This is a genomic window from Nonomuraea sp. NPDC048826 (genome assembly GCF_043198225.1).
Lineage (GTDB): Bacteria > Actinomycetota > Actinomycetes > Streptosporangiales > Streptosporangiaceae > Nonomuraea.
This window is the reverse complement of sequence record NZ_JBICUQ010000001.1, coordinates 349,507-370,976: the sequence shown is the minus strand read 5'-3', so window position 1 is coordinate 370,976 and position 21,470 is coordinate 349,507. Positions and strand designations below refer to the sequence as shown.

Annotated in this window: 20 protein-coding genes and 1 tRNA gene; 4 read left to right on the top strand and 17 right to left on the bottom strand. The window is 70.3% G+C overall.

The features are described from left to right. Positions 1-37 precede the first annotated feature (37 nt). The 4 genes from rplK to ACGFI7_RS02000 all read right to left on the bottom strand — a co-directional run bounded on the left by rplK (position 38) and on the right by ACGFI7_RS02000 (position 1,808). Entirely contained in the window at positions 38-469 is a 432-nt protein-coding gene (gene rplK / locus ACGFI7_RS02015) for a 50S ribosomal protein L11 (RefSeq protein WP_393398069.1), read from the bottom strand. Positions 470-587: 118 nt separating this feature from the next. Then, positions 588-1,352, bottom strand: coding sequence for a transcription termination/antitermination protein NusG (gene nusG, locus ACGFI7_RS02010; RefSeq protein ID WP_393398067.1), 765 nt, complete (start codon positions 1,350-1,352; stop codon positions 588-590). 67 nt (positions 1,353-1,419) lie between these two features. Next, positions 1,420-1,659: a preprotein translocase subunit SecE gene (secE, locus tag ACGFI7_RS02005; protein ID WP_393398065.1), complete on the bottom strand. Its 240-nt coding sequence runs from the start codon at positions 1,657-1,659 to the stop codon at positions 1,420-1,422. 76 nt (positions 1,660-1,735) lie between these two features. Continuing rightward, positions 1,736-1,808: transfer RNA gene (locus tag ACGFI7_RS02000), tRNA-Trp, on the bottom strand. Positions 1,809-1,966: 158 nt separating this feature from the next. Here ACGFI7_RS02000 and ACGFI7_RS01995 point away from each other — a divergent pair. Then, entirely contained in the window at positions 1,967-3,175 is a 1,209-nt protein-coding gene (locus ACGFI7_RS01995; RefSeq protein WP_393398063.1) for a pyridoxal phosphate-dependent aminotransferase, read from the top strand. Between the two features lie 4 nt (positions 3,176-3,179). Here ACGFI7_RS01995 and ACGFI7_RS01990 read toward each other — a convergent pair whose 3' ends face one another. The 3 genes from ACGFI7_RS01990 to ACGFI7_RS01980 form a co-directional block, all read right to left on the bottom strand. Continuing rightward, on the bottom strand, positions 3,180-5,255 hold the full coding sequence (locus tag ACGFI7_RS01990; protein WP_393398061.1) for a SpoIIE family protein phosphatase: 2,076 nt from the start codon (positions 5,253-5,255) through the stop codon (positions 3,180-3,182). A 42-nt stretch (positions 5,256-5,297) separates the two neighbouring features. Then, positions 5,298-7,346: a SpoIIE family protein phosphatase gene (locus ACGFI7_RS01985; RefSeq protein ID WP_393398059.1), complete on the bottom strand. Its 2,049-nt coding sequence runs from the start codon at positions 7,344-7,346 to the stop codon at positions 5,298-5,300. A gap of 66 nt (positions 7,347-7,412) precedes the next feature. Then, entirely contained in the window at positions 7,413-7,889 is a 477-nt protein-coding gene (locus ACGFI7_RS01980) for a hypothetical protein (RefSeq protein WP_393398057.1), read from the bottom strand. 92 nt (positions 7,890-7,981) lie between these two features. Between ACGFI7_RS01980 and ACGFI7_RS01975 the strand changes: the two genes are divergently transcribed. Continuing rightward, positions 7,982-9,007, top strand: a complete 1,026-nt coding sequence (locus ACGFI7_RS01975; protein WP_393398055.1) for an adenosine deaminase — start codon at positions 7,982-7,984, stop codon at positions 9,005-9,007. Here ACGFI7_RS01975 and ACGFI7_RS01970 read toward each other — a convergent pair. Both ACGFI7_RS01970 and ACGFI7_RS01965 read right to left on the bottom strand, forming a co-directional pair. Continuing rightward, entirely contained in the window at positions 8,996-9,718 is a 723-nt protein-coding gene (locus tag ACGFI7_RS01970; RefSeq protein WP_393398053.1) for a hypothetical protein, read from the bottom strand. The genes ACGFI7_RS01975 and ACGFI7_RS01970 overlap by 12 nt on opposite strands. Further along, a complete protein-coding gene (locus ACGFI7_RS01965) occupies positions 9,705-10,244 on the bottom strand; it encodes an RNA polymerase sigma factor (protein ID WP_393398051.1) in 540 nt (179 codons plus the stop codon). The genes ACGFI7_RS01970 and ACGFI7_RS01965 overlap by 14 nt, the downstream gene beginning before the upstream one ends. Before the next feature lie 118 nt (positions 10,245-10,362). Between ACGFI7_RS01965 and ACGFI7_RS01960 the strand changes: the two genes are divergently transcribed. Beyond that, positions 10,363-11,097, top strand: coding sequence for a class I SAM-dependent methyltransferase (locus tag ACGFI7_RS01960; protein WP_393398049.1), 735 nt, complete (start codon positions 10,363-10,365; stop codon positions 11,095-11,097). 206 nt (positions 11,098-11,303) lie between these two features. Here ACGFI7_RS01960 and ACGFI7_RS01955 read toward each other — a convergent pair whose 3' ends face one another. The 7 genes from ACGFI7_RS01955 to ACGFI7_RS01925 all read right to left on the bottom strand — a co-directional run bounded on the left by ACGFI7_RS01955 (position 11,304) and on the right by ACGFI7_RS01925 (position 20,271). Further along, positions 11,304-11,813 (bottom strand): nuclear transport factor 2 family protein, encoded by a 510-nt coding sequence (locus ACGFI7_RS01955; protein WP_393398047.1) that lies wholly within the window; start codon positions 11,811-11,813, stop codon positions 11,304-11,306. A gap of 143 nt (positions 11,814-11,956) precedes the next feature. Further along, positions 11,957-12,970, bottom strand: coding sequence for a methyltransferase domain-containing protein (locus ACGFI7_RS01950; RefSeq protein WP_393398045.1), 1,014 nt, complete (start codon positions 12,968-12,970; stop codon positions 11,957-11,959). Positions 12,971-13,837: 867 nt separating this feature from the next. Beyond that, a complete protein-coding gene (locus tag ACGFI7_RS01945; RefSeq protein ID WP_393398043.1) occupies positions 13,838-14,725 on the bottom strand; it encodes a carbohydrate ABC transporter permease in 888 nt (295 codons plus the stop codon). Then, positions 14,725-15,609, bottom strand: a complete 885-nt coding sequence (locus tag ACGFI7_RS01940) for a carbohydrate ABC transporter permease (protein ID WP_393398041.1) — start codon at positions 15,607-15,609, stop codon at positions 14,725-14,727. Before ACGFI7_RS01940 ends, ACGFI7_RS01945 begins: the two co-directional genes overlap by 1 nt. Positions 15,610-15,676: 67 nt before the next feature. After that, entirely contained in the window at positions 15,677-16,942 is a 1,266-nt protein-coding gene (locus tag ACGFI7_RS01935; RefSeq protein WP_393398039.1) for an extracellular solute-binding protein, read from the bottom strand. A 209-nt stretch (positions 16,943-17,151) separates the two neighbouring features. Further along, positions 17,152-19,014, bottom strand: a complete 1,863-nt coding sequence (locus tag ACGFI7_RS01930; protein WP_393398037.1) for an acyl-CoA dehydrogenase family protein — start codon at positions 19,012-19,014, stop codon at positions 17,152-17,154. A gap of 33 nt (positions 19,015-19,047) precedes the next feature. After that, complete coding sequence (locus ACGFI7_RS01925; protein WP_393398035.1) at positions 19,048-20,271, bottom strand: APC family permease; 1,224 nt, start codon at positions 20,269-20,271, stop codon at positions 19,048-19,050. Between the two features lie 80 nt (positions 20,272-20,351). On the opposite strand from ACGFI7_RS01925, the gene ACGFI7_RS01920 reads away from it, so the two are divergent. Beyond that, on the top strand, positions 20,352-20,828 hold the full coding sequence (locus tag ACGFI7_RS01920) for an Lrp/AsnC family transcriptional regulator (protein WP_393398033.1): 477 nt from the start codon (positions 20,352-20,354) through the stop codon (positions 20,826-20,828). Here the strand turns inward: ACGFI7_RS01920 and ACGFI7_RS01915 are convergent. Beyond that, positions 20,814-21,365 (bottom strand): RNA 2'-phosphotransferase, encoded by a 552-nt coding sequence (locus ACGFI7_RS01915; protein WP_393398031.1) that lies wholly within the window; start codon positions 21,363-21,365, stop codon positions 20,814-20,816. The genes ACGFI7_RS01920 and ACGFI7_RS01915 overlap by 15 nt on opposite strands. Positions 21,366-21,470 lie beyond the last annotated feature (105 nt).

The following is a 21,470-nucleotide window of genomic DNA, read 5'->3' as shown; positions in this document are numbered from 1 at the left end:
GGGCCGGCGAGCGGCCCTCCCACGGGTGGGGAAGGTGTCAGTCGGCGACGGTGATGCCCATGGACCGGGCGGTGCCGGCGATGATCTTCTCGGCCTGCTCGATGCTGTTGGCGTTGAGGTCGGGCATCTTCGTCTCGGCGATGCTGCGCAGCTGCTCACGGCTGAGCTTGCCCACCTTGGCGCTGTGCGGGGTGGCGCTGCCCTTGTCGAGACCGAGCGCCTTCTTGATCAGCTCGGGCGCCGGGGGCGTCTTCGTGACGAAGGTGAAGCTGCGGTCTTCGAAAATGGTGATCTCAACGGGGATGATGTTGCCCCGCTGGGCCTCCGTCGCGGCGTTGTACTGCTTGACGAAGTCCATGATGTTGACGCCGTGCGGACCGAGCGCGGTACCGACCGGCGGGGCGGGCGTGGCCTGGCCAGCGGGGAGCTGGACCTTGACCAGAGCCGCAATCTTCTTCTTCGGAGGCATGTGTCCTTCTCCGGGTCCTGATGGGTGATGCCTTCCGGAACGCGGGTGCGCCCGGACATGTCGGAAGGCCGCCCTTCGCGACAGGCGGCCGGCCGAACGTTTAATTGTAGGTGATCGCTCAGATCTTCGAGACCTGGTTGAACGACAGCTCGACCGGGGTCTCGCGACCGAAGATCGAGACCAGCACCTTGAGCTTCTGCGACTCGGGGCTGATCTCGCTGACCGAGGCGGGCAGCGTGGCGAACGGGCCGTCCATGACGGTGACCGACTCGCCGATCTCGAACTCGACGGCGGGGCCGGAGGGCGTCTTGGCGGCGGCCTTCTTGCTCTCCTCGGTGGGCTCCGGGGCGAGCAGCTTGGCGACCTCGTCGAGGCTGAGCGGGCTGGGCTTGTTGGACAGGCCGACGAAGCCGGTCACGCCGGGGGTGTTGCGCACCGCGGCCCAGGACTCGTCGGTCAGCTCCATGCGCACCAGGACGTAGCCCGGCAGCACGCGCTCCTTGACCGGCACCTTCTTGCCGCTCTTGAACTCCTGGACGGTGTGCGTGGGCACCTCGACCTGGTAGATGTAGTCCTCCATGTTGAGCGACACGTTGCGGCTCTCGATGTTGGACTTCACGCGGTTCTCGTAACCGGCGTAGGAGTGGATCACGTACCACTCGCCGGGAAGGCCGCGGAGCGAACGCTTGAACTCCTCGACCGGGTCGACGTCGGGCTCGACGTCACCGTCGTCCTCGGCCACGGCCGCCTCTGCGGTCTCGTCGCCCTCGTCGCCGTCGGCGACGTCCTCGACGGTCTCCTCAGCGACCTCGGAGGAGGCCTCTTCCAGCTCGGCGTCCCACTCCTCGCGGGGCTCGTCGGCCGGCACTGAAGACTCGGACACGGTGACTCTTCCTCTTTCGTCGTATCGAACGGCGACTCCGCCAGGCGGGCACCGTAAGCGATCAGGATCAGCCGCCGAAGATCTGCAGGACGGCCCAGCCGAATCCGGCGTCGAGGCCGTAGATGATGCCGACCATGATCAACACGAACACCAGGACCACCGTGGTGTACGTGACCAGATCCTTGCGGGTCGGCCAGATGACCTTGCGGAGCTCGCCGACGACCTGACGGTAGAAGAGGGCCGGAGAAGTCCGCTTCTTCTCACCACTGGGCTTGCCTGCGGTCTCGCCGCGCGTGTCGATCGCCACAGTCCTCACCTGAAATCAGTCGTATCCAACGCAGCTTTGCGGCGCCTACACGCCATTATTGCGCGGACCGCACTCGCAGGGCACGAGGGACTCGAACCCCCAACCGCCGGTTTTGGAGACCGGTGCGCTACCAATTGCGCCAGTGCCCTATGTCGTCAACCACATTACCCTGGCCGACTCACTGCCTGGACCGAACGCCGCGTCGACATGCGGCTGCAGGACCTGGCGAAAGTGTACGGAAGATTGCCCGCCACGTCGAACCCAAACCCGATCGCCCAGGTCAACCCGCGCGTGAAAGCATGGAGGCATGTCCACCCGACGCCGTGTCTCCACACGTATATCCGCGATTTCCGAGTCCGCGACTCTCGCCGTGGACGCCAAGGCGAAGGCCATGAAGGCGGCCGGCCGGCCGGTCATCGGCTTCGGCGCGGGCGAGCCCGACTTCCCGACGCCCGACTACATCGTCGAGGCAGCTGTGGCGGCGGCCCGCGACCCGCGCTTCCACAAGTACACCCCGGCCGGCGGCCTGCCCGAGCTGAAGCAGGCGATCGCCGCCAAGACGCGGCGCGACTCCGGCTATGAGGTCGACGCGTCGCGGGTGCTGGTGACCAACGGCGGCAAGCAGGCCGTCTACGAGGCGTTCGCCACGTTGCTCGACCCGGGCGACGAGGTGCTGGTCGTGGCCCCCTACTGGACGACCTACCCCGAGGCGATCAAGCTGGCCGGGGGCGTCCAGGTGGACGTCGTCACCGACGAGACCACGGGCTACCTCGCGGGCGTCGAGCAGCTGGAGGCGGCCCGCACCGAGCGCACGAAGGCGCTGCTGTTCGTCTCGCCGTCCAACCCGACGGGCGCCGTCCACTCGCGCGAGCAGACGGTGGAGATCGGCCGCTGGGCCGCCGAGCACGGCCTGTGGGTGATCACGGACGAGATCTACGAGCATCTGACGTACGGCGGAGCCGAGTTCACCAGCATCGCCACGGCGGTCCCCGAGCTGGGCGACCGGGTCGTGATCCTCAACGGCGTGGCCAAGACGTACGCGATGACGGGCTGGCGGGTCGGCTGGCTGATCGGGCCGTCCGACGTGGTCAAGGCGGCGGCCAACCTGCAGTCCCACGCCACGTCCAACGTCGCCAACGTCTCGCAGATGGCCGCGCTGGCGGCGGTCTCGGGCGACCTGTCGGCGGTGGCGCGGATGCGCGAGGCGTTCGACCGGCGGCGGCAGACGATGGTGCGGATGCTCAACGACATCCCGGGCGTGCTCTGCCCGGAGCCGAAGGGCGCGTTCTACGCCTACCCGGCGGTCAAGGACCTGATCGGCAAGGAGCTGCGCGGCCGCCGCCCGGCGTCGTCGGCGGAGCTGGCCGAGCTGATCCTGGAGGAGGCGGAGGTGGCCGTGGTGCCGGGCGAGGCGTTCGGCACGCCGGGCTACTTCCGGCTGTCGTACGCCCTGGGCGACGACGACCTGGCGGAGGGCGTCAGCCGGCTGGGCAAGCTGCTGGCCGAGGCGCACTGACGGGTCACGCGCCGGCGGATCGACCGCCGGAGACGCGCAGGGCGATCATGGCGACGTCGTCGGCCCGCGTGACGGGCATGCCGTTCAGCAGTTCGTCGCAGAACTCGTCCAGCGGGGCGCGGGCCAGCACGACGGCCTGGTCGCGCAGGCGGAGCAGGCCGTCGCCGATGTCCTCGCCCGGCCGTTCCACCAGGCCGTCGGTGTAGAAGAGCAGGGTGCCGCGCGGGGGCAGCGGCTCGCGCGCGGAGGTGAACGACTGGAGGTACGGCACGCCCAGCATGGGGTTGACCGCCGCCTCCAGGAACCGCCCTTCGCCGTCCTCGGTGACCAGCAGCGGGGGCGGGTGCCCGGCCACCGAGAAACTGAGCTCGTGGTGGCCGGGCCCGTGGCCGTCCTCGTGGTGTTCGACCCGGGCGAGGATGCACGTCGCGGTTTCCTCGCCCGGCTGGAGCAGCGCGGCCGCGACGTTGAGCCGCTCCAGGACCTCGCCGGGCGGCTCCCGGCGATCGACGACCAGGGCCCTGAGCATGTTGCGCAACTGGCCCATGGTGACGGCCGCGTGCAGGTCATGGCCGGCCACGTCGCCGATGACCAGCACGGTGACGCCGTCGGGCAGCACGAAGGAGTCATACCAGTCGCCGCCCACCTCGGCGGCGAAGAGGCTGGGCCGGTAACGGGCCACGATCTCCAGGCCGGGCACGCGCGGCGGTGCGGGGAGCAGGCTGTGCTGCATGGTGAAGGCCATCCGGCGGGTCCGCTGGAAGCGCATCATCTCGGTCAGTGGCGCGTGCGCCTGCTCGAAGGTGTCCTTCAGCAGGTCGACGCCGCTCTGTTTGATGGGCGGACGGTCGCCGCAGGTGGCGGCGGTGATCATGGCGGCGACCGAGCCGTCGACCAGCACCGGCAGGATCGCCAGGCAGTTGGCGTCGGCCACCTTAAGCCATTCGTAGGTGCCGGGGGCGCCGATGTCGTCCGGAGGTGAGCCTCGCGGGAAGGTTCTCAGGATCGGCCGGGCGGACTGGACCGCCCGCACGACGCTGCCCGTCAGCGCCAACCGCTGCGCGGGGAAGGGCGGGATGGGCGGCAGGCCCGGCGCCGAAGCCGTGGCGACGCGCTCGATGACCAGCGACGGCTCGTCGGTCAGCCCTTCGGCGAGATTCGTGACGAGGTGCACGGCGCATCCGTCTGCCAGCTCAGGCACGATCACGCCGGCCAGCGCGCTCAGCGCCTTCTCCAGGCTGGGCTGGTTCGTGATGGCCGCGGCGGCCCGGTCGAGGAGGCTGCGGCGGTACTTCTCCTCCCACAGCGGTTCGATGTCGGTGCAGGTGCCCACCCACTCCACCACCTGGTCGTCCTCGATGACGGGCACCGCACGCACCAGGAAGTGGCGGTAGCCGGAGTCGACCGTGCGCAGGCGGTAGACGTGCTGGAACAGGCCAGGCACCTCTTCGATGGCCTGCTCCCAGGCTTGCCGTGTCGGTTCGCGGTCGTCGGGGTGGAGGGCCTTGAGCCAGCCGAACCCGCGGTACTCCTCCCAGGTCTGCCCGGTGACCCGTTCCCATTCGGCGGTCGGCTCCAGCACGCCGCCTTCGACGGCGTGCGTCCAGATGATCTGCGCGCTCGCCCGTACCAGGCTCTGGTAGCGCCGCAGGATGCGGCCGCGCGTGTCGGAGTCCGTCTGGATCCGCTGCGCGGAGCTGATCTGCTCGGTGACTTCCACGCACACCACCAGCAGGCCGTGCACGCCCTCGTCGAAGATGACCGGAGACAGGCTGTAGGAGAAGAACCGCTCCTGCCCCCGCGGCGTCAACAGGGTCGGATCTCCCGGGGCGTCGGTGACGGTAGCCCCGCGGCCGGTCGTCATCACCTGGTCGAACAGGAGAAAGTGATGGTGGTGGGCCAGGCCGGAGAACGCCTCTCTGATGGGGACGCCGAGCGGCGGCTCCCCGAACATGGACCGGTAGACCTGATTGGCGTAGAGCAGCCGATGGTCGTAGCCCACGGTGACCGCCACGCCCACCGGGGCAGGTTCCAGTGCCTCCGTGATGAACCCTCGGACATCGATGTCGCTGTCGTCCATGCTTCTCCCCTGTCGAGGGCTATACCCCGTGCTACCGGGCGGCTACTCCTCGCCGGAGAGGCGCAGGGCGATCATGGCGATGTCGTCCTGCTCCGAGACGGGCATCCGGCCCAGGAGTTCGTCGCAGAACTGGTCCAGCGGGGCGTCGGCCAGCGAGGCCGCGAGGTCGCGCAGCCGGGCGAGGCCGTCGTCGAGGTCCTCGCCCGGCAGCTCGACCAGGCCGTCGGTGTAGAAGAGCAGGGTGCCGCGCTCCGGCAGCGGTTCGCGCGCGGACAAGAAGGCGTGCTGGTGGGGGATGCCCAGCAGCGGGTTGACGGCCTCCTCCAGGAACCTCGCCTCGCCGTCGGGGGTGGTCACCAGCGGCGGCGGGTGGCCGGCCACCGAGTAGTGCAGCTCGAAGCCGTCGTCCTGGCGTTCGACCCGGGCCAGGACGCACGTCGCGGTGTCCTCACCGTAGAGGGTCCCGGTCGCGGTGTTGAGCCGGGCCAGGATCTCGCCGGGCGGCTCCTGCCGGTCGACGGCCAGGCCGCGGAGCATGTTGCGCAGCTGGCCCATGGCGACGGCCGCGCGCAGATCGTGGCCGGCCACGTCGCCGATGGCCAGCACGGTGGCGCCGCCCGGCAACTGGAAGGAGTCGTACCAGTCGCCGCCCACCTCGGCGGCGGCCTGCGCGGGACGGTAGCGGGCGGTGATGATCAGGCCGGGGACCCGGGGCGGTTCGGCGAGCAGGCTGTGCTGCATGGCGAAGGCGATCTGGCGCGCCCGCTGGAAGCGCATCACGTTGCGCAGTGCGTCGTTGGCCTGCTCGAACGTGCGTCGCAGCAGGTCGAGGTCGTCCTGCTCGATGGGCGGGCGCTCACCGCAGGTGGAGACGGTGACCAGGGCGGTGACCGTGCCGTCGACCAGCACCGGCAGGATCGCCAGGCAGTTTGCCCGGCTCTCCCGCAGCCATCGCATCGTGGCCGGCGGACCGAGGTCGTCCGGCGGCGCGCCCGCGGGGAACGTGGCCAGCAGCGGCCTGGCCTCCTGCACGGCGCGGACGAAGCCGCCCTCGGACGTCAGGCGCTGCGCGCCGTAGCTCGGCACCCGCGGCACCCCGGGCGCCGCGGCCGTGGCGACGCGGTCGACGACGAGCGACGGCCGGTCCGTCAGCCCGTCGGCGAGATCGGTGACCAGGTGGACGCCGCAGCCGTCGGCCAGTTCGGGCACGATGACGTCCGCGAGCGCGCCCAGCATCTCCTCCAGGCTGGTCGCGCCGGCCATCGCCGCCGCGGCGCGGTCGAGCAGCCGGCGGCGGCGCTGCTGCCGCCGCTCCTCCTCGATGTCGGTCGCCGCGCCCACCCACTCCACCACCCGGCCGCCCTCCACGACGGGGACGGCCTGGACCCGGAAGTAGCGATAGTCCCCGGCGACGGTGCGCAGCCGCTGGACGTTCTCCCACACGTCGGGGACCTGCCCGAGCGCGCGTGACCAGGACGCCGTCGCCGACGCGCGGTCGTCCGGGTGGACGAGCTGCAACCACCCCAGGTCGCGGAACTCCTCCCAGGTCTGGCCGGTCACCCGCTCCCACCCGGGGCTGTGCTCGGTCACGCGGCCCTGCGGGTCGCTCACCCACAGGATCTGCGCGCTCACCCGGACCAGGCTCTCGTAGCGCCGCAGGACCCGGATGCGCTCGTCGGCCAGGGCCTGGATCCGCTGCGCCGTGGTGATCTGGTCGGTGACCTCCAGGCACATCACCATCACGCCGCGCTCGCCGTCGTCGAAGGAGATGCGCGAGAGGCTGAAGGTGAAGAACCGCTCCCGCCCGTCCGGCGTCACCAGCGTCGGGTCCCCCGGCACGTCGGTGCGGCCGCCCGGCTCGCCGGTCTCGTAGACCTCGTCGAACAGGAGGAAGTGGTCCTGGCTGGCGAGGGCCGAGAACGCCTCCCTGATGGAGACCCCCAGCGTGACGTCGCCGAAGAGGGAGCGATAGGCCCTGTTGGTGTACACCAGCACCTGCTCGGGACCGCGCGTCACGGCCACGCCCACCGGCGCGAACTCCAGCACGTCGAAGGACAGCCCACTGGCGTTGTGCTGGCCACCACAGGCCATGACGCTCCCCCGAGACCTCCGCGAACCGTACGCTGCAGTACACAGCGTAATCAGAGGATTACCCGGCTAACGCACGGCGTCGGCGATGCGGTCGATCTCGGTCGACAGGCCGGGCGTGGCGGCGACGTAGACGGCGGTGCCGGGGCGCTCCAGCCACATGAAGTTGTGCATGCCGCCCCGGGTCTCCCAGCTCAGCGCGGGATTGCCGCGGTGCATGCCGAGCGTGGCCCGATCCACGAGCGCGGCGAACTCCTCGGCGGTCCTGATCCCGCAGACGACGCCGACGTGCAGCCGCTCGCCGCCCCGGCTCCAGGTCTCGCCCCTGACCTTCAGGTCGCGGGTGAGCGACTTGATCCGCCGGAACGTACCGGACTTCGTCGTGCCCAGGGGCATGGCCGCGACCTGGACGGAGGAGGAGCCGCACGAGAACTCCGGGCCCGCCACGGCGGCGACCGGGCTGGGCCGGTCGATCCGCGGCGCGGGATCCGACGCGCCGCACGCGGCAAGGCTCAGTGTGAGAAACACCGTGGCCAAGCGCCGCATCACCACTCCATGACCTGTACGCGGAAAGGTCCCTAGTCTCCTACAGCAGCAGAGTCATCTCGGCAAGTCGCAGCCGGGTCCGGTGGCAAAATATGGCGATGGCACGGTCCCTGCTCGCGCTTCCCAAAGCCCACCTGCACCTCCACTTCACCGGCTCCATGCGCCACTCGACGCTGATCGACCTGGCCAGGGAGCAGGGTCTTCACCTGCCCGACGCGCTGGAGGAAGACTGGCCGCCGAGACTGCGGGCCACCGACGAACGGGGCTGGTTCCGGTTCCAGCGCCTGTACGACATCGCCCGGTCGGTGCTGCGGCGGCCGGAGCACGTCTACCGGCTGCTGCGCGAGACCGCCGAGGACGAGATGGCGGCCGGGTCGCGGTGGCTGGAGATTCAGGTGGACCCGTCCGGCTACCAGCAGATGTTCGGCGGCCTGACGGCCACGCTGGAGCTGGTGCTGGACGCGGTCGAGCAGGCCTCGCGGGCCACCGGCGCCGGCATCGGGGTCGTGGTGGCGGCCAACCGGACCCGCCACCCGCTCGACGCCAACACGCTCGCCCGGCTGGCCACCCAGTTCGCCGGCAAGGGCGTGGTCGGGTTCGGCCTGTCCAACGACGAACGGCGCGGCCAGGCGCGCGACTTCGACCGGGCGTTCCGCATCGCCAAGCGGGCCGGGCTGCTCGCGGTGCCGCACGGCGGGGAGCTGCTGGGGCCGCGAAGCGTGGCGCAGTGCGTGGACGACCTCGGCGCCGACCGGGTCGGCCACGGGGTGCGCGCCGCCGAGGACCCGTCGCTGATGGAGCGGCTGGCCGCGCGGGAGATCTGCTGCGAGGTCTGTCCCACCTCCAACGTCGGACTCGGCGTGGCCGAGCGGGCGGCGGACGTGCCGCTGCGCAGGCTGTTCGAGGCGGGGGTGCCGATCGCGCTCGGCTCCGACGACCCGCTGCTGTTCGGGGCGCGGCTGCTGCGCCAGTACGAGCTGGCCCGCGAGGTGTACGGGTTCGCCGACGCGGAGATCGCCGAGCTGGCGCGCCAGTCGATCAAGTCGTCGGCCGCGCCGGAGCCGGTGCGCAAGGACCTGCTCAAGGGCGTCGACGACTGGCTGGCCTCACCGGAGTGAGTCGCCCAGCTCCACCGCCCGCGCCATCGAGGGGGCGCCCTCCAGTCGGTGGCCGACGTTCCCCGACTGCCAGATGAGCGTGGGCCCGGCCTGGCGCAGCGGCACCGGCTCGCCGTCGTCGCGGGTGATGTAGCCGAGCGGGTGCGAGCCCGCCAGCCAGAAGCCCGTGACCCCGTCGACGCGCGTGTCCTCCGGATACGGCGGGCCGAGCCGCTTGAAGAAGTACGGCTCCATCCGGCCGTCGAACTGGTCCAGCCGGATGCCCTCCGGCCAGAACATCGACACCACCCGGCCGCCGTCGCTCACCGTCACGCGGTCCGGCTCGCCCAGCGCGCCGGGAGTCCTGACAGGGAACGCGACCAGCCCGGCGACCTCGCCCGGGGCCACCTCCCGCTCCCCCGGCAGCGGCGCCGGGGTGCCTACCGGGGGCGGCGCCTCGCCGCCGAGCCGCAGCTCGATCCCGGCGTACCGGAGAATCGCGGTGACCGCCTCCCTGCCCTGCGGAGTGGCGGCCGTGACCGCCGCCACGGCGAGCACCACCGCCACCACGACCCGCCACCGCACCCGCCGCCGCCGGACCGGCAGCGGAGCCTCCAGCCTGGCCCGCACCGACGCCGCCACCTGCTCAGGCGGCGGGCCGGGCACGTCGAGGGAGCCGGCCAGCGCACGCAATTCAGCTTCGAGATCGTCGAAACGCTCATCCGAGCTCATGCCCCGCCTCCTCCCTGAGCCTGGCCAGGCCGCGATGCGTCCTGGACTTGACGGTCCCCACCGGCCAGCCGAGCACCTGAGCGGTCTCGGCCTCCGACAGCTGTAAGAAGTACCGGCAGACCACGGCCCGGCGTTCCCGCTCAGGCAACGCCCGGACCGCCTCCAGCAGCCGGGCCCGCCGATCGGTGGCCACGGCCGCGCCCTCAGGGTCGTCAGGCGCCTTCGCGTCGGCCGTCGCGCTCAGCCGTACCGTCAGCTCCGACCTGCGGCCGCGCGCCCGCGTCAGGTTGTGGGTCTCGTTCGCCACGATCCGCAGCAGCCACGGCCGGAAATCCGCATCGCGGCGGAACGACGTCAGATGCCGGAACGCCTTGACGAACGCCTCCTGCACCACGTCCTCTGCCTCGTCACGGGCGCCGAACAGCACCGCCGTACGATGCGCGAGCGCGCTGTAGCGGGCGACCAGCACCTCGTAGGCGCTCAGGTCGCCCTCCAGCGAGCGGGCGATGGCCTCGTCGTCATCCATGGGCGTGACCGATTCCACCGCATCGGCGGCCAGGACGGAAGGGCGTTCAGGTGACCTTCGCCGCCAGGCGGGCACTAGACTCTGGCCATTCCCCGCGACCCCGTAAGGATCGGCGACTATGTCTTCTGGTTATGACCGTGTAGTCCAACCGGCGGCCGGTGACGAGGCCCTGGAGAACCACCTCGGTGGTGACGAGGCCAAGAACTACCGGAAGTACGAGTTCGACATGGTCGCCCCGCACGTCGGCCGCTCCCTCCTGGAGATCGGCTCGGGGCTGGGCCACTTCGCCGAGCAGTTCCTGCCCCGGCTCGACCGGCTGGTCGTCAGCGACTTCGACCCCTACTGCGTCGAACAGCTCAAGAAGCGCTTCGCCGGCCGCGACGACATCGACGTGCTCCAGTTCGGCCTGCCGACCGAGATCCCGCTCCAGGACAAGGTCGACACCGTCGTGATGATGAACGTCCTCGAACACATCGAGGACGACGCCGAAGCGCTCCGCTCGCTGGCGCGCGTCACGCTCCCCGGCGGACGGATCGTCATCTGGGTGCCGGGCTACATGCAGCTGTACGGAGACTTCGACCGCAAGGTCGGCCACGTGCAGCGCTACACCCCCAAGACGCTCGCCGCCACCGTCGGCCGGGCCGGGCTCGACATCGAAGTGCTCAAGCCGATCAACTTCCTGGGCGGCATCGCCTGGTGGGCGGCCGTGCGCCGGGGCGGCGTGGGCTACCCGGACCCGCGCCTCGTCAAGATCTACGACCGCACGGTGGTGCCGATGACCCGGCTCATCGAGCGCTTCATCCGTCCGCCGTTCGGGCAGACGGTCTTCTGCGTCGCCCGCGTCCCGGGCTGATCATTCGGAGTGCCACGGCTGGTCTTGGGTCTGGTTGGCCTTGCGCGGTGAAGGCGCTTCGCGCCGATCAGCTCAGACGTTTCGTGCGGGGGCGAGCCCCCGCACCCCCGGGCGAGGGGCTCCCCCCGTCCCTGCCCGTGAGGCGAGGCAGAACCCTGGGCGCCGATCTGATGCCGGAGGTCGGGCCGCCTGAGAGTGCCCCTGGTTCACGAGGCCGTGGCCTCGGCGTCACGTGGTCGGCAGGCGTCGGCGATCGCCGCGGGATCCCAGTAGAAGGGGCGGCATTCGAGCATGCGTCCGTTCTTGACGGTGATCAGTTGCACGATCAAGGTGTCGACTTCCTGACCGGTGACACGGGCGCGAAAGCGCACCCGGTTCCGCACGACCACGGTGTTCCCGTCACCCCAATGCTCCTGCTCCAAGAACTCCATCGACTCCCAGACCTCACTGAACCGAGCCAGGAACCGCTCCATGCCGTCGTGGCCGCGCCAGGTTCCGGAGCCGGTGAAGGGCAGCCCGGGAGCTTGATGCAAGACCACCTCTGGATCCAGGTAAGCGGCGACATGGGCGTAGCTGGCCTTGCCGAATCCGCCTGCGGCCACATACGCGGCCTCGGCCTCGTAGAACTTCCGCATCACCGTCCAAGCGTCAGCCGGCGCCTGCTCGTCTGCGCTCGGTCCGCCGGCCTGATCCTTTGCCGAATTCGTGGTACCCATGGCCCCAGCATCGTCGGCCGGGGCGGTCTCCGCTGGCGGTGTTCAGACCTCTCGTCGGACCACGCCTGCCAATGATCTCGACAGGGACGCTCCCAGACATTGCCGGAAAGCCACATGGTCACGCCGGGGCTCCGGCACGAAGATCACGGGTCGATGGTCGCCGTCCAACGCCCGCGTCGCAGCTCGATCCCCCCGTCCGGGCGTATCACCGCTTTCGCGCCGTGAAACGGCAACATCCCGTGCCGGATCCAATGGTCGCGGACCTCGTCCAGGTGATCCCACAGGCGACGCGGCCCGCTCTGGTGCACGGTGACCATCCCGTCGCGTTCCTCGCCCCGCGCCCACGAGCCGTCCGGATGCGCCATCACCGCGATCCGGACACCGTTCTCGCGCGTGTGATGGTGCGAGATGCCGGGCGCGATGATCTCCAGCATGGTCCGCACGTCCCACGCCTCGACCACGTCCAGCACCATCGGATAGCGGCCCCGCTCGACCTGGTCCCCCTCTTCGACGCGGGCCCGGTCGAGCAGCGCCTGCTCGTCGGGCGGGTAGTCCGCGCCTGTTCTCGTGCGCATGAACATGGCCTGGTCACGCTCGATCCGGCCGGTGGCGGTGCCGTCCGGACGTTTCTCCGCTGTGAGGATGACGCCCATCCCGGAGATCGTGGTGGCCAGCCGCCCGCCCGCATTCAGCGCCGCCAGCCAGGACGGCGGGATCGGCCGTACCGACACCGTGGCGACGATCCGATCCCACTGACCGTCCAACGGCCCGGTGGCGTCCCCGACGAGCAGCCGAGGCTCATGCCCAGCCTCTCCGAGCCTCTGGCACGCCGCTTCCACCAGGTACGGGTCCACGTCGACCGCCGTCACCCGCTCGTCCCCGAGCCTGGCGCACAGGACAGCGGTGCCGTATCCGCTGCCGGCACCCACGTCCAGGACGGTGCACGAGTCGTCGATCGAGGCGTGCCGGAACATCTGGACGACCAGGCCGGGCAAGGTGGACGACGACGTGGGGCGACCTGACGCGCGGGTGCCCGGTTCAGCGTGATCGGCGTGCAGCGACCCGACCCGGGTGACCAGCGTGACGTCCGCGTAGGCGGCGGTCAGCCACTTCTCGGGATCCGAGGGGCCGTCCCGCAGCTCCCATCCGCCGTCCACGGATTCCCACCAACGAGGCACGTACGTGTGCCGAGGTGTGCCGGCGACGGGCGCCCGCCATCGCGACCCGGGCGGCGTCGCGGTGGCGGCCAGTGCTTCGGCGCGTGCTTGCCAGTCCATATGACAGTCGGAGCCCTTTCGGCGGCCGGCTCATACAGAGCTTGTGGCCTTGTCCGGATCGTAGATCGTTTCGGCGGGCGCGCAGTCGTTGCCGTCGCTGTCAGGGTTGCACGCCGTGGCGGTGCGCCGCCGGGGTATCCCAGCACGTAGCTCCCGCCATCGCCGCCCGGCGAGCATGTCGGCCAGGGCGCGTGGTACGCACGTTCGACATCGGCCGACTCGATCTGTTCGTCCGCCTGAATAGGCGCATCGATGAGGCGCTCACTTTGTCCGAGCCCGGTCTGTCTTGATGTGGGAGCGCCTGAGAGTTCTCCGCGAGAGCTACGCGTGTCTGCGCGGGCAATACGGACCACGCCCGTGGAAGTGGACGCGGGTGCCGTAGTCCGCGATCACAGCATCCGGGAAACCGTTCGTCAGGGTCGTTGCGATAGAACGCCTTCGCCGCGATCTACAGGCTGGTCTCGCGTGCGGGAGTGCGAGTACCGAGTCCCCGTTGCTCGCCCGCTGGCTGACGCCCATCCGACTGGGAACCGGCGTGGGGCAGGGACCGGGGAGCGCGAGGGGGCGGTAGCCCCTCGCCCGGGGGTGCGGGGGCTTGCCCCCCCACAACACGTCTGAGCTGACTGGCGCGCAGCGCCTCAAGGCGCAAGGCCACGCGGGCCTGCCCCCGCACAACACAGCCCGAGCCGGATCGCGTGAAGCGCGCCTCGCGCGAGGCCCAAGCCCCCGAAAGGCGGCCCCCGGGCCTTACTTGATGGAGCCCGCCGTCAACCCGCCGACCACCTTCCGCTCGATCAGCGCGAAGAGGATGATCACCGGGATGGTGGCGATGACCGAGCCGGCGAAGAGGTTCTGCCAGTCGACCTGGTACTGGCCGATGAAGGAGTTGAGCGCCACGGTCAGCGGCTGGTTCTCCGGGCTGGTGGTCAGGGTCAGGGCGACGACGAACTCGTTCCAGGCCGCGATGAACGTGAAGATCAGCGCGGTGATCACCCCGGGCATGGCCAGCGGGAGCGTGATGCGGAACAGCGCGCCGAAGCGGCCGTTGCCGTCGATGAACGCGGCTTCTTCCAGTTCGCGCGGGATGGAGGCGAAGTACGCGTTGAGGATCCAGACCGCGAACGCCAGGTTGAAGCCGCCGTTGACGAGGATCAGCGACCAGATGGAGTCGACCAGTCCGAGCTGGGAGAACTCGCGGTAGATGCCCACCAGCATGGCGGTCGGCTGGAACATCTGGGTGATCAGCACGAGGATCAGGAACAGGGTCCGGCCCCGGAAGTTGTGCCGGGCGGAGTAGTAGGCGGCAGGCAGCGCCACGAGCAGCACCAGGACGGTCGAGCCTGCGGCGACCTGGAGGGTGACGACGAGGTTGCCGGCCAGGCCGCTGCTCCAGAAGTTGACCAGGTTGGACCATTCCCACTGGGTGGGCAGGATGGTGGCGTCGCGGAGCGTTTCCTGGGGGCGCAGCGAGGTGAGCAGCATCACCAGATACGGGAACAGGAAGATGAACGCGATCACGTAGGCGACGGCCGCGGTCACGGTGGTCTTGAGCTTGGGCATGGCGCGGTGCCCGACCGGCGTGGGCCGGCTGTGGGAGGGGCGGGCGGGCGCCTTGGGGGCCGTTTCGACTGCCATCAGGCCACCGCCTTGTTCCAGCGCGAGATCTTGAGGAAGACCGCAGTGATCACGAGCACCATGGCGAAGTTGACCACCGACATGGCGGCGGACTCTCCGATGTCGGAGCCCTTGAGGATGAACATGAAGATGGTGGAGGTCGCCGTCGAGTAGCCGGGCTGGCCGTGTGTCATCGCCCAGATGATCGGGAAGCTGTTGAAGACGTTCATCACGTTGATGAGCGCCGCGACGGTCAGCGCGGGGCGCAGCAGCGGCAGCGTGATCGACCAGTAGGTGCGGATCCTGGAGGCGCCGTCCATCTTGGCCGCCTCGTACACGTCGGCGGGGATGGTGGCGAGTCCGGCGAGCAGCGCGTACGTGGTGAAGGGGATCGACACGAACACCGCGACGAACACCAGCCACGGCATGGCGGTGGAGGCGTCGCCGAGCTGGTCGGCGGAGGCGCCGCCGAGCGCGTCGATGAGCCCGAGCTTCAGCCTGATCTGGTTGATGACGCCGACTTCGGGGTCGAGCATCCATCGGAAGACGATGGCGGTCATCAGCACGGACGCGGCCCAGGGCGCGATCAGCGCCCACCGGGCGACCTTGCGGCCGGGGAAGCGCTGGTTGAACAGCTGGGCGAGGGCGAGCGAGATCACCACGGTGAGGACGACGACCGCCACCACCCAGATCACGCTGCGGACCATGATGTCGGCGAAGTCCTTCTCGGCGAACAACTTGTCGTAGTTGTCGAAGCCGGTCCAGCCGCGGACCACGCCGACCCTGCTGATCTTCAGGAACGAGGACCGGATCATCTCGACGACCGGCCAGAGCACCACGACCGCGATCAGCACCACCGCGGGCCCGATCCAGGCCAGCGGCTCCAGGGCGCGCAACTTCCTCATAAAGCTCCTCCGTGGAGGTACGGCCGGCGCCTCGGGGTGAGGCGCCGGCCGTACGGGCCACCGTCGCTCAGCCGGCTTCGGCGGTCTTCTGCAGTTCGCCGAGGACCGCGGCGGGGTCATCCTTGACGGCGCCGCCGATGGTCTGCTTGATCGCCGGGTTCAGCTCGGCCCACTTCGGGTCCTGGAACGGGTAGAAGCTGGCGTTGGGCAGCGCGTCCAGGAACGGCTTGAGCTTCTCGTCGCCCGACAGCTTCTCGATGCCGCCGTTGGTGACGGGCAGCAGCTTGTAGGTGTCACTGATCTTCTGCGCGGCGGAGCCGGTGTAGAAGAAGTCGAAGAACTTCTTGATCTCCTCGGGGTGGCCGTTCTTGTTGAACGCCATGATCCAGTCCATGACGCCGAGAGTGGTGTCGAGCGGGCCGGTCTTGCCGGGGATGGGCGCGACGCCGTAGTTCTTCAGGCCGGCCGCGTCGAAGATCGGGATGGACATGGGGCCGCCGTTGACCATGCCGACCTTGCCGGCGCCGAAGTCCTCCCAGACCGTCTTGCGGTCCTTGGTGCCGGGGTTGGGGGTGGTCAGGCCGGCGTCGACGAGGCTCTTCACGTAGGTGAAGGTCTCGACGTTCTGCGGCGAGTTGATCGCCCACTTGCCGGTGTCGTCCTTGTAGCCGCCTCCGTTGCCGAGCATCCACAGGAACGACTCGGCCTGCGCCTCTTCCTGGCCGAGGGGGAGGCCGAACGGCTGGCTGACGCCGGCCGCCTTGAGCTTCTCGGCCGCGGCCTTGAGCTCGTCCCAGGTCTTGGGCGCCTCGGCGATGCCGGCCTTCTCGAACAGGTCCTTGTTGTAGAAGAGGGCGCGGGCGGAGGACACGAACGGGATGCCGTAGGCGGTGCCGTCGACCTTGCCGAAGTCGGCGAACTTCTGGAGCATGTCGCCGGACACGTTCGGGGACAGGACTTCGTCGACCTTGTGGAGCAGGTCGTCGGCGACGAATCCGGAGTAGTCGCCGGTCTGCAGGATGTCGGGCACCTGACCGTTCTGGATCATGGTGGCGACCTGCTTGTCGATGTCGTTCCAGTTGATGACCTGGACGTCGACCTTGATGTTCGGGTTGGCCGCCTGGAACTCGTCGACGACGCCCTTCCAGAACGTCTCGCCGGAGTTGGGCTTGCCGGGGCCGTCGCCGTAGTCGGCGGCGACCATCTTCAGCGTGACCTGGCCGCCTTCGGCCTGGTCACCGCCGCCGCCACCGCCGTCGGGCGTGCTGGAGCCACAGCTGGACAGGACCAGCACGGTAGCCAGGCCGAGAGCGGCGCCGCCCACAAGTCTCATTCTCACCGTAAGTACCGCCTTCTCATCGGACAGGTCATGCTGGTCCGTACCAGCTGCCAGACCCTGCCCAGGTGTATGGTGCAGCGACCGCCGCGGCACCATGCGTTTGCGCAAGCGTAAGCGGGGATTCGCCAGCTGGTCTATACCGGATGGTTGCGGATCCGCAACATTCCGCCCAACCGGTCCGCACAGTTGGTCTAGACCAGATGTCAGAGGATCTTCCTCCGCACGTTCTCCCCGCCTTCCGGCGCACCGATCCACGGTCCTTCGATGGACGGGTCGAGGATGCCCTCCTCCAGGAAGGTGTAGCGGCCGTCGAGGACGTACCGGGCCAGCCGCACGTCGTGGTCGTCGCTGTTGTCCCAGAGCCTGGAGAGCAGCGTGTCCACCCGTCGCCTGGCCTGCCGGCAGAACGTGTCGGCCAGTTCCTGGGGACGGCGGCCGAGGTCGCCGGAGTCCTCGTCGGCCTTGACGCAGACCGCGGTCATGGCGAACAGCTCGGCGCCGATGTCGACGATCCGGCCGAGGAACGCCTGCTTGTGTTCCAGCCCGCCCTGCCAGCGCGACATCCCGTAGAAGGTGGACCTGGCGACTTTGCGGCTGGTCCGCTCCACGAAACGCAGGTGGGTCGCCAGCGGGCCGAACCCGGCGTACGCGGTCGGCAGCTGACCGGCGCCGGTGACCAGGGACGGCAGCCAGCGGGCGTAGAAGCGGCCGGCCCGCTTGAGCGCCTGGGTGCGTTCCTGCCGGGAGGCGTCCGGGTTGATCAGCTCGCCCGCCACGGTCAGGTGGGCGTCGACGGCCTCGCGGGTGATGAGCAGCCGCATGATCTCGGACGAGCCCTCGAAGATGCGGTTGATCCGGGTGTCGCGCAGCATCTGCTCGGCCGGGACCCCGCGCTCGCCGCGCGCCGCCAGCGACTCGGCGGTCTCGTAGCCCCGCCCTCCCCTGATCTGGACCAGTTCGTCGAGCACCTGGTAGGACATCTCGGTCGAGTAGAGCTTGGCCAGCGCCGCCTCGATGCGGATGTCGCTGCCCTCGCCGTCGGCCAGCCTCGCGGTCAGATCGGAGACGGCCTCCAGGGCGTACGCGGTCGCGGCGATGAAAGCGATCTTGGTGGCGACGGCCTCGTGCTCGCCGACCTTGCGCCCCCACTGGACGCGGGCGTTGCCCCACTCGCGGGCGATCTTCACCGCCCACTTGGCGTGTCCGGCGCAGGAGGCGGGCAGCGACAGCCGGCCGGTGTTGAGCGTGGTCAGCGCGATCTTCAGCCCTTCGCCCTCACGCCCGATCAGGTTCCTGGCCGGGACTCTGACCTGGGAGAACTCGGTCACCCCGTTCTCGATGCCGCGCAGCCCCATGAACGCGTTGCGCCGCTTGACCGTGATGCCCGGAGAGTCGCCCTCGACCACGAAGGCGCTGATCTTCTTCCCGGTACGGGCCATCACCACGAGCAGGTCGGCGACCACCCCGTTGGTGGTCCACAACTTCACCCCGTCGAGCACGTACGCGTCGCCGTCGCGCACCGCGGTCGTGGACAGCCGGGCCGGGTCGGAGCCCACGTCGGGCTCGGTGAGCAGGAACGCGGAGATCTCGCCGCGCGCGCACCTGGGCAGGAACTCGCGTTTCTGCTCCTCGCTGCCGAACAGCTTCAGCGGCTGCGGCACGCCGATCGACTGGTGCGCCGACAGCAGCGTGGCCAGCGCCGGGCAGTACGAGCCGATCAGCATGAGAGCGCGGCAGTAGTACAGGTAGGGCAGGCCGAGCCCGCCGTACTCCTCGCCGATGGTGATCCCGAAGGCGCCCAGCCCGGCCAGGCCCTTGACGACGTCGTCCGGGATGACCCCCTCGCGCTCGATCCTGGCGGGGTCGACGTGCGCGTCGAGGTAGCGCCGGACGGCCCGGACGAACTCCTCGCCGCGTTTGGTGGCCTCCTCGGGCAGGGCCGGCGCGGGATGCACCAGGCCCAGCCGGAGATCTCCGAGGAACAGTTGCTTGGCGAAGCTCGGGCGGGTCCACTCTTGCTCACGGGCCTGCTCGCCGAGCTCCCTTGCCTTGGCGTACTCGCTCATAGCATCCTCCCGCCGACAGTACGCCTGATCCCCTCAGTCAGGAAGCAGCCTGCGGGGCAGCACCGCGATCAGGACGGTCGCGAGGAGGCCGAGCGTGACGGGGACCAGCAGGTAGAGGCCGCAGCAGGCGAGCGCGACCGCCGACAGGACGGTGGCGGCGAGCGCGGTGGCGCGCGGCCGCCCGGCCGGGAGCAGCCGCACGGCGGCGGCCACGCCGACGGTGGTGACGGCGGCGAGGCAGGCGGCGGTGGCCCTCATGAGCACGTCCAGATCACCCGACACGAACAGGACCGGCAGGCTGAGCGCGGCCAGCAGCCCCAGGCTGCGCAGCGGCGTCCGGCCGGGCTCGCCTCCCCGGGCGAACCAGCCGGGCAGCGCGCCGGTCCTGGCCATGGCGGCGCCGAGCCGGGACGCGCCCGCGATGTAGGTGTTGACCGCGCCGAAGGTGAGGAGCACCGCCACGACGCCGGTCACCGGCCGGGCCGCCGCGCCGAGGCCGATCTCCAGCAGCGCGGCGAGCGGCACCGGCGTGGCGCCGGCCCGGTCGCCGAGCACCCCGATCGTGGTCAGGCAGACGCCGAGGTAGAGCGCGGTGATCACGGCCAGCGTCACGACGGTGGCCCGGACCAGGCCGCGCCGGTCGGCGAACTCGGCCGACAGGTGGCTCGCGGCCTCCCAGCCGACGAAGGCGAACAGCAGCACCCCGGCCGCGCTCGCCACGCCCGCCGCTCCGTACGGGGCGAACGGGGTGAAGGAGGACGCGGCGGCGTGCGGCGCGGCGGTGACGACGGCGGCGGCGAGCAGCGCGACCAGCCCGCCGAGCAGGGCGAGCTGCAGCCACCCGGAGGTGCGCAGCCCGGCCGCGTTGGCCAGGAACGCGGCGGCCAGCAGCGCCGCCGCCGCGGCCGTGCGGTCCAGGCCGAAGGCGTCGGCCACGTACCCGCCGCCGACCAGCGCCGCCGCCACCGTGCCGAGCGGGACCGAGCCGTAGAACCACCACCCGGCCATCGCGGCCAGGCGCGGGCCGAACGCGCGGGCGGCGAACGCGGCCACGCCGCCGCCGTCCGGGTGGCGACCGCCGAGCGCGGCGAACGTCAGCGCCACCGGCACGCTCAGCGCCAGCAGCCCCGCCCAGGCCAGGACCGACGCGGGGCCGGCGGCCGCGGCGGCGAGCTGGGGCAGCACGAGCATGCCCGGCCCCAGCACGCCTCCGAGAAGCATCGCGGTGCCCTGCCCGGCACCCATTCGTGCAGTCATGCCGCAAGACGCTACGCATCCGATCGGAGTTGAACGCGTTCGATCGGCCATTCGTTCGATCCTGGGGCCAGAATCGGGTCATGGACGAACTTGACACGGCGATCGTGGGGCTGCTCCAGTCGGATGCGCGGCTGTCCAACCGAGAGCTCGCCCGCCGCCTCGGCGTCGCCCCCTCCACATGCCTGGAGCGGGTACGCGCGCTCACCCGCCGCGGCGTGATCCGCGGCTACCACGCCGACATCGACCCTGCGGCGCTCAACCGCGGCGTGCAGGCGATGGTCATGGTCCAGGTCCGCCCGCTGAGCCGGGAGGTGATCGACTCCTTCAAACGCTCGACCGCGGAGCTGCCGGAGGTGCTGAGCGTGTTCGTGCTCGCGGGCGGCGACGACTTCCTGCTGCACGTGGCGGTCCAGGACCTCGACCACCTGCACAACTTCCTGCTCGACCGGCTGAGCAAGCGGCGCGAGATCACCGGCTTCCGCACCTCCGTGGTGTTCCAGCAGGTACGCGACCCGGCCCCGGCCCGCCTGCCGGACCCGGCGTCAGGGGGTTCCTGACGGCCACCCGAGATACTCGGGCGGCACCCGTTCGGCCAGCCACACCCCGTTGGCGCTGACCCGGAACGCGTGACCGGCCTCCTGCATCGCCCCCGCGTCAACCGTCAGCACCACGGGGCGGCCGCGGCGGGCGCCCACCCGGGTCGCGGTCTCGCGGTCGGGCGACAGGTGCACGTGGTGGCGGCCCATCGGCAGGAGCCCCCGCTCCCTGATGGCGTCCAGGTTGCGCGCGACCGTGCCGTGATAGAGGTACGCCGGCGGCTCCGTCACCGGAAGGTCGAGGTCGACGGTGACGGAGTGGCCCTGGTTGGCGCGGATCCGGCCGCCGTCGAGGGCGTAGCGCTGCTTGTCGTTGTCGCGTACCACCCGCTCCAGCTCGTCGCGGCCGATGGGGAACCCGTGCTCGGCGGCCGCCCGCAGGAACGTCTCCACCTCCACCCAGCCCTGCTCGTCGAGCGTGATGCCGATGCGTTCCGGCTGATGACGTAAGTGCTTGGCGACGTATTTCGACACGCGTACGAGCCTGCGCTCGTCCATGGGACACCCCCGGGTAATTCGGTTGTGCCGCACCCTACGGGACACCTACCGTCTAGGGCATGCGCCTTTTCCAGTAATGAGCCGGGGCCGTCGAGCGGCCCGTCC

What these genes read in the sequence shown, in the direction of transcription:
- rplK (WP_393398069.1), bottom strand. Translation starts at nt 469, where the DNA reads ATGCCTCCGAAGAAGAAGATTGCGGCTCTGGTCAAGGTCCAGCTCCCC.
- ACGFI7_RS01995 (WP_393398063.1), top strand. Translation starts at nt 1,967, where the DNA reads ATGTCCACCCGACGCCGTGTCTCCACACGTATATCCGCGATTTCCGAG.
- ACGFI7_RS01990 (WP_393398061.1), bottom strand. Translation starts at nt 5,255, where the DNA reads ATGGACGACAGCGACATCGATGTCCGAGGGTTCATCACGGAGGCACTG.
- ACGFI7_RS01985 (WP_393398059.1), bottom strand. Translation starts at nt 7,346, where the DNA reads ATGGCCTGTGGTGGCCAGCACAACGCCAGTGGGCTGTCCTTCGACGTG.
- ACGFI7_RS01980 (WP_393398057.1), bottom strand. Translation starts at nt 7,889, where the DNA reads ATGCGGCGCTTGGCCACGGTGTTTCTCACACTGAGCCTTGCCGCGTGC.
- ACGFI7_RS01975 (WP_393398055.1), top strand. Translation starts at nt 7,982, where the DNA reads ATGGCGATGGCACGGTCCCTGCTCGCGCTTCCCAAAGCCCACCTGCAC.
- ACGFI7_RS01970 (WP_393398053.1), bottom strand. Translation starts at nt 9,718, where the DNA reads ATGAGCTCGGATGAGCGTTTCGACGATCTCGAAGCTGAATTGCGTGCG.
- ACGFI7_RS01965 (WP_393398051.1), bottom strand. Translation starts at nt 10,244, where the DNA reads ATGGATGACGACGAGGCCATCGCCCGCTCGCTGGAGGGCGACCTGAGC.
- ACGFI7_RS01960 (WP_393398049.1), top strand. Translation starts at nt 10,363, where the DNA reads ATGTCTTCTGGTTATGACCGTGTAGTCCAACCGGCGGCCGGTGACGAG.
- ACGFI7_RS01955 (WP_393398047.1), bottom strand. Translation starts at nt 11,813, where the DNA reads ATGGGTACCACGAATTCGGCAAAGGATCAGGCCGGCGGACCGAGCGCA.
- ACGFI7_RS01945 (WP_393398043.1), bottom strand. Translation starts at nt 14,725, where the DNA reads ATGGCAGTCGAAACGGCCCCCAAGGCGCCCGCCCGCCCCTCCCACAGC.
- ACGFI7_RS01940 (WP_393398041.1), bottom strand. Translation starts at nt 15,609, where the DNA reads ATGAGGAAGTTGCGCGCCCTGGAGCCGCTGGCCTGGATCGGGCCCGCG.
- ACGFI7_RS01935 (WP_393398039.1), bottom strand. Translation starts at nt 16,942, where the DNA reads ATGAGACTTGTGGGCGGCGCCGCTCTCGGCCTGGCTACCGTGCTGGTC.
- ACGFI7_RS01930 (WP_393398037.1), bottom strand. Translation starts at nt 19,014, where the DNA reads ATGAGCGAGTACGCCAAGGCAAGGGAGCTCGGCGAGCAGGCCCGTGAG.
- ACGFI7_RS01925 (WP_393398035.1), bottom strand. Translation starts at nt 20,271, where the DNA reads ATGACTGCACGAATGGGTGCCGGGCAGGGCACCGCGATGCTTCTCGGA.
- ACGFI7_RS01920 (WP_393398033.1), top strand. Translation starts at nt 20,352, where the DNA reads ATGGACGAACTTGACACGGCGATCGTGGGGCTGCTCCAGTCGGATGCG.
- ACGFI7_RS01915 (WP_393398031.1), bottom strand. Translation starts at nt 21,365, where the DNA reads ATGGACGAGCGCAGGCTCGTACGCGTGTCGAAATACGTCGCCAAGCAC.